The sequence below is a fragment of the Streptomyces viridosporus genome (genome assembly GCF_002078235.1).
Lineage (GTDB): Bacteria > Actinomycetota > Actinomycetes > Streptomycetales > Streptomycetaceae > Streptomyces > Streptomyces viridosporus.
In genome coordinates this window covers 1-6,461 of sequence record NZ_MSGP01000638.1, presented here as the reverse complement: position 1 = coordinate 6,461, position 6,461 = coordinate 1, and the positions used below count along the sequence as shown (strand labels likewise).

The window sequence follows — 6,461 nt, the reverse complement described above, 5'->3', positions numbered from 1 at the left end:
CCCGTTCCGGCGGCGCGGGCGGCGTGAAGGGCGCCCGCGGTGCCGGAACGGGGGAGGGCCCCACGGCCGGAGGTGAAGCCGGGGCCGGGGGCGTGGAGGAAGAAGGACCGGAAGAAGAACCGGAGGAGGGCGAGGGGTCCGAGGAGGACGACGCGGCGGGCGCGGAGGACACCCCCGGCCCCGAACTCCCCGAAGCGTTCTGCGTGTACCAGGCCGGCGGCGCGTAGTCGATGGTGAACTCGCCCGTCGCCTCGACGGCGGACTCCGCGTCGGGCTGGTCATCGCCGGGTGTCGCCCAGCCCCCGCGCGTCCCGTCCCGATCGCTGCTCACAGTTCCTCCTGGTGTGGTCGAGCACCCTCATGCCGTGCTGGTGCGACCGTTTCTCGTCATCCGAAGTCGTTCGAGGCCGTCCGAGGCCGCTGCGAGGCCGTCCGATTCACGGTCGACCGGTCCACCGGCTCCCCCTGGGGCGTCGACACCTGGTTCACGGGCTCAGGCGCCGCGCCCGATCCCAGCCTAATCACCACCACCGGTACCCCGGCAGACCCGTCCACCGCTCGGTGCGCGTCCGCTCCGTCGCAACCTGCCCGACGCCGCCGCTCCCGAAGCACCGGCGCACCGGACAAAAATGATGGACCGTGCCGAACCGCCATGGCGAAGAAGGCACTTGTCGGACCGACTTGCCCCTGCGTCTGCGTCTGCGTCCGCGCTCGCACCGCCTGCGCCCGTGCTGTGCCGCGGGCCTGCCGTGGTGTCAGTCCATCCGCCGCGGCGTGCCCAGCAGCCCGACCTCCGCATCGGTCGGCTGCGTCATCACGTACTGCCGGTCGCGATCGGAGCACCAGAGGGTGATGCCGTCGGCGAGGGTCGGCAGGGAGTCGACGTCGGCCCGGGGCAACCCCATCGTGCGGCCCAACTCCCCGGCTTCGTCCGGCGATATCCGCTGGACGCCCACGAGCCGGGCCTGCCGCAGCAGCCGGGGCGCGACGGGGCTGAGGTAAGGCAGCAGCGTCAGCACCGACTGCCAGGGGCCGGACACCACACGCCCCCGCGGGGGCCGCATGCCGCAGTCCCGCACCACCAGCACCGGGGTACCGGCCGAAGCGCCCTGCGGGGGCACCCGCCCCACGTCGTACACCGCGAGCCCGTTCTGCCCGCCGCCCATGGCGTGCACCATCTGCGTCCAGGCCTGTGCCCGCCCGGTCTCCACGGCCACCCGCGCGCCGGTCGCCGCGGCCCGCAGCGCGAACACCTGGGCCGTCCACAGGCCGCCGATGAGCACGACGTCGTACGGCGTGGGCCGGTTCAGCCCCAGCACGGCGGGCTGCCCCTCGGCATCCACCCCGATGACGACGCCGTCGTCCCCGATGGGCAGCGCCAGGGTGTCCAGGTCGTCCGCGGACAGGGTGTGCCGTCCGTGGCGCGGGCCGAGCAGACCGAAGCCGGCACGCAGCAGTTCGTGCGCCCGTCGGCCGGCCGACTGCGGTGCCCCGGCCGCGGTCGGCGACTGTGCGTCGCCCGGTCCTCCCGGCTCCCCGTCCGCTCCCGGTGCGCCGTACGCACCGGGTCCGCCGGCGGTCCGCGTCGTCATGGCCGTCACCGAGCACCTCCGAGGGGCAGCGTGGCGAGTACACCCGGCAGTTGCTCCCGGTCGAGCCGCGCCAGCGCCGCGCCCGACTCCCGGGCGGCGTCCTCCAGCGCACGCCGCGCCGCGGTCAACTCCTCGGCGCTGCGCCCGGTCACCCGCAGGTGGCCGCTCAGCGCCATCTCCCGCCGGTCCGCGTGGGCGAGGGTGAGACTGATGGTGGTGGCAAGCGCGGGCACCGCCGTGACCCGTGCGACGAACTGGGGCAGTGACACCCCGCGGTCCCCGCCCAGCGGAGGCCACCTGCGGATCCAGTACGTGGTGTGCCTGCGGTTGTCGCAGCGCCAACTGCGGCTGGACTCCTCGGTCCGCCGCTCCTGCCGGTCCGCCCGCCCGGCCTCGGCCGTCACCAGCGGGTTGGCGCAGGCCGAGGTGGCGATGGCCGAGGTCAGCTCCTCCTCGTCGAGCACCGTGGCACGGAACCCGGCGCCGGTCAGCCGGCTGGCGAGGTGGTCGGCGGCGCGCACGACGCACTTCTGCGCGCCGACCAGGCCGCCGCCCCGGGCCGCCACGGCCTCCGGACACAGCTCCGGATCCAGTTTCAGCGCGATCCAGGTGATGCGCACCGCGGGAGCGCCGGTCTGCTCCTGCAACGGCGCGTAATTGCTGACGGCCACGGACTGACGCGGCAGGTGCAGCGCGGGCGCGGGCTGGGTGTGCAGCACTATCTGCGCCGACTCCAGACGGATCCCGTCCACCTCGAGCGCGTCCCGCACCAGGGCCAGCGGCAGCGGCCGCCGGCTCCGCTCGGCACGCAGGGCCGTGGCATCGGCCTCCACCTGCACCACGGCGGTGACGAAGGTGCCGTCCCCGACGACACCGACGGGCCGCCGCTCCCGGCCGCCGTACGCATACGTGCGCAGGCTCGGATCGCACTCCACGGCCGGAGCGAGCCCCGGCTCCGTGCCGGGCGGTACCACCAGCTTCGCGGCGTTCTTCTGCCGGGAGCGCAGGGCCCGTGCCGTGGCGATCCATTCGGGCAGGGAACGGCCCCGGCGGCGTACGAAGGCCAGCAGGACCAGGACGACGGCGACAGCGGCGGCGGGCACCAGGGCCAGGGGGCCGATCACCCACCCGGTGAGGAGGACGGCGGCTGCGAGCTCCAGCAGGACGATCCGTTGCAGCCGGAACGAACCCGGCCGGCCCGTGCGCACCTTGAGGTGGAGGCCGCCCCGCGCGGGCGCCTGCCGTACCGCTCCCGCCCCGGGGTCGGCGGAGTCACGCGCCCGGGTCCGGCCACGGCGCGGCGCCCGCGTTCCGGAAGCCATCACTCCATCCCCCCAATTTGCTTACAACTCGCTGGAATTCCAGCATGGCACCAGGCCCTTGAGGGCCCAGGCACCCTACCCGCTCCTCAAGTCCCTTTCCGTACCAGGCATAGTAGGGGGCCGGTCCGACATCGGCGGGCGGGGGACGGCGGCCCTCGGCGCCACCCGGGCGGAACACGGGCGGAACACGGGGAGAGGCACGCATCCATGGCATCTCGGCGGGACCAGCTCAACGCCTACACCTTCGCGAAGCGCCGCTTGCTCGCGGCCTTCGTCCAGTCGTTCCCGCAGGGCTCGGAGGAAGGAGCGCCGCGCCCGTTGCGCGGCGTCGTGCCCGGGCTCATCATCGGTGTGATCATCATGGCCGTTTTCGGCGCCTGGGGCATGTTCAAGCCGACCGCGCCCAAAGGCTGGGACACCCCGAACGAAAAGGTGATCATCGCCAGCGAGTCGACCACCCGGTACGTCGTGCTGAGGACCGGTAAAGAGGTCCAGTTGCACCCCGTGCTCAACATGGCGTCCGCCAAGCTCCTCCTGGCCCCCGGCAAGGGCGACGTCGTCACCGTCAGCGAGTCGCTCCTCGACAACGGCAAGATCCCGCACGGCGCCACCATCGGCATCCCGTACGCCCCCGACCGCCTGCCCTCCGGGAAGGAGGCGGGCGCCGCCAAGCGGTGGGTCGTCTGCGAGCGGCCGAGCGCGGGCGGCGGGTCCGTCCAGAAGGCCGCGCTGGTCCTCGCCGACCGCGAGAAGGAACTGACCGAGGACAAGCGGAAACTGACCGGTGGTCAGCTGCTCTACGTGGCGGACCCCGACGGCAACCGCTTCGTCGTGGACCCGGGCGGTACGGCGTACCGGGTCGACGAGGTGGACACCGGCGACGAACTGGAACTGCTGCTCCGCACGGTCGTCGGCTCCGGCCGCGAGCCCCAGCGGGTGTCCCGGGAGTGGCTGGCGACCCTGCACCAGGGCGACCCGATCACCTTCCCGGAGATCGAGGGCTCGCCCGGCGCACCGGCGAACGCCCCCGGCCAGCTCGACGAGTCGGCCGACAAGGTCGGCACCGTGCTCAAGGCGTTCGACAACAACAAGGAGCAGTACTACGTCGTGCTGCCCGACCGGGTCGCCCCGGTCTCCGCCTTCGTCGCCCAACTGCTGCTGTTCAGCAAGGACCTGGCACAGGTCGGGCAGGCCGGTCAGGCGCTGGAGACGAGCCCCGGAGCGATCGTCCCGGGCAAGCCCTTCGGCACCGAGCACCACTGGCCCACCGGCACCCCCCAGCCGGTCAACGAGGCGTCGGACGCCCCGGGCAGCCGCAACACGGTCTGCAACGTCCTGCGCGGCGTCGGCGACAAGGGCGCCACCACCCTCAGCACCTGGGCGGGCACCGACTTCCCGGCCGACCTCCCCACCGGTTCCTCCAGCGCCTACGTCACCCCCGGATCCGGCCAGCTCTACCGCCAGTTCCAGGGCACGGAGACGAAGGCGGGCCCCGTCTTCCTGGTGACCGACACCGGCCTGCGCTACGTGCTGCAGTCCAACGCGGACAGCGCCACCGACGACGCCGGCATCGGCATGTCGGCCGAGGAGAGGAAGCAGTTGGAGCAGGAGGCCCAGCAGGCCCAGACGCGCCTCGGCTACGCCGATGTGGACCCCGCGCCGATCCCCGCCGCCTGGTCCGCCTTCCTCCCCACGGGCCCCCGCCTGTCCACGGCAGCGGCACGCCAGCCGCAGGGTTCGTAGCAGGGGGCGCCGTCATGCGACACACACGCCTGCCCCTCCTCCGGACGGCGGCCGCCGCGACCCTGCTGGCGGTTCCCGTGGTCCTCGCACCGACGTCCGCCGCCGCGGACTCCTTCTCCGGCCAGTGCGAATACCCCAACGCCCTTTATCCAGGGCGTCCTTGGTCCCTCCAACGCGTCCAGCTCGACGAGCTGTGGAGCCAGTCCAAGGGCAAGGGCGTCCGGGTCGCCGTCATCGACACCGGCGTCGACGTGAAGAACCCGCAGCTGAAGGACGCGGTGGACGTGAAGAGCGGCCGCAACTTCCTGCCCGAGGGCCTCAAGGACGAGGACGGCGACCCCGTCGAGCGGGGGAACGAGAACGGCACCACCGACACCGTCGGCCACGGCACCAAGGTCGCCGGCATCATCGCCGCCCGCCCCGCCGACAAGACCGGCTTCGTGGGCCTGGCCCCCGAGGCGACCATCATCCCGATCCAGCAGAACGACGCGGAGGGCCACGGCGACACCGGCACCCTCGCCGCCTCGATCCGCCACGCCGTCCGAGCGAAGGCGGACGTCATCAACATCTCCCAGGACACCTCGGACGCCGCCAAGCCGGCCCCGGACCTGGAAGCAGCCGTCAACGAGGCCCTGGCGCAAGAGATCGTCGTCGTCGCCTCGGCGGGCAACGACGGAGTCGGCGGGAACGTCAAGAAGACCTACCCCGCCTCCTACGAAGGCGTCCTCGCCGTCGCCGCCTCCGACCGCAACAACGAGCGCGCCTCCTTCTCCCAGTCCGGCGACTTCGTCGACGTGGCGGCCCCGGGCGTCGACATGATCTCCACCGTCCCCCGAGGGGGCCACTGCTCCGACAACGGCACCAGCTTCTCCGCGCCGTACGTCGCGGGCGTCGCGGCGCTGATCAAGGCCAAGCACCCCGACTGGACGCAACGTCAGATCGTCGCCCAGATCGAGCAGACCGCGGAACGCACCGTCGCCGGCCACGACCGCCTGGTCGGCTGGGGGGTGGTGGACCCCGTCCGCGCGCTGACGGAGGACGACCGGCCGATCGAGTCCCCCAGTCCCCGGGAGGGCCTGGTCAAGGCCGAGGCCCCCGCCGCGGCGGAATTCCCGCTCGGCGAGACCGCCGACGAACGCAACGCCCGCCTCGCGACCTACGTGGCCGTCGGCGCGGCGATCCTGGTCGCGGGCCTCGGCGGGACGGCGGTGGCGATCCGGGACGCGCGCGCACGGACCCGCCGCACGGGCGTTCGCAGTGGCCGCACTGCAACGTGACGAACACCGCTCGACCGTCGCCCGGACATCCGTGACCCTTGTGGGAACCGTATCGACCGGGTGAAGAAGGGGAGTATGTCTGTCAGTTGACAGTACTGCTCCTGCATAGGTCAGTTGGGGCTGTCGGTGTCAGTCACTAGAGTGGGCCGTAGCGGTCGTGATCGCTTCAGCGGTGTACCCGCCCGGCGACTTGCGCAGGACCGACCGCGACACGGGGAAAACGGGGAGGAATGACGTGGGGCTTCCTGAAGACATGGTCGGAGGCGCCGCGGACGTGCGCCGCGGAGTGATGGCACTGTCGACGTTCAAGAAGCGCGTGGACGACCTGCTCGCCACCTTCGAGGAATCGGCGGGCGGCCCGTCCAAGGTCGGAGCTCACAGCCTGTCGGAGAGCGCCTTCGGCAGCGGTGCCTTCCCGGAGGGCAAGCGGCTCCACCTGGAGTACGAGCGGGTCCACGAGAGGATCACCGCACTCTCCAAGTCACTGGGTCTCCAACTGGAGGCCATGCGGATCGCCGTGCACGGCG

6 protein-coding genes and 1 pseudogene are annotated in these 6,461 nt (G+C 72.5%); 4 read left to right on the top strand and 3 right to left on the bottom strand.

What is annotated here, in order from left to right; translation table 11 throughout:
- Positions 1-227, top strand: a 227-nt coding sequence (locus B7L92_RS43765) for a hypothetical protein (protein ID WP_176582826.1), incomplete at its 5' end; no start/stop codon positions are given.
- A gap of 23 nt (positions 228-250) precedes the next feature.
- On the opposite strand, the pseudogene B7L92_RS43760 reads toward B7L92_RS43765, so the two are convergent.
- The 3 genes and pseudogenes from B7L92_RS43760 to eccE all read right to left on the bottom strand — a co-directional run.
- Positions 251-331, bottom strand: a pseudogene (locus B7L92_RS43760) (SCO5717 family growth-regulating ATPase); the annotation flags it as partial.
- Between the two features lie 424 nt (positions 332-755).
- Positions 756-1,601, bottom strand: a complete 846-nt coding sequence (locus tag B7L92_RS34825; protein ID WP_081241221.1) for a hypothetical protein — start codon at positions 1,599-1,601, stop codon at positions 756-758.
- Complete coding sequence (eccE, locus tag B7L92_RS34820) at positions 1,598-2,914, bottom strand: type VII secretion protein EccE (protein ID WP_255311277.1); 1,317 nt, start codon at positions 2,912-2,914, stop codon at positions 1,598-1,600. The genes B7L92_RS34825 and eccE overlap by 4 nt, the downstream gene beginning before the upstream one ends.
- 207 nt (positions 2,915-3,121) lie before the next feature.
- Between eccE and eccB the strand changes: the two genes are divergently transcribed.
- The 3 genes from eccB to B7L92_RS34805 all read left to right on the top strand — a co-directional run.
- Positions 3,122-4,657, top strand: coding sequence for a type VII secretion protein EccB (eccB, locus tag B7L92_RS34815; RefSeq protein ID WP_081241220.1), 1,536 nt, complete (start codon positions 3,122-3,124; stop codon positions 4,655-4,657).
- A 14-nt stretch (positions 4,658-4,671) separates the two neighbouring features.
- On the top strand, positions 4,672-5,934 hold the full coding sequence (gene mycP / locus B7L92_RS34810) for a type VII secretion-associated serine protease mycosin (RefSeq protein ID WP_081241219.1): 1,263 nt from the start codon (positions 4,672-4,674) through the stop codon (positions 5,932-5,934).
- A 235-nt stretch (positions 5,935-6,169) separates the two neighbouring features.
- Positions 6,170-6,461: DUF2563 family protein (locus tag B7L92_RS34805; protein ID WP_497591923.1), on the top strand; the 292-nt coding region annotated here is incomplete at its 3' end.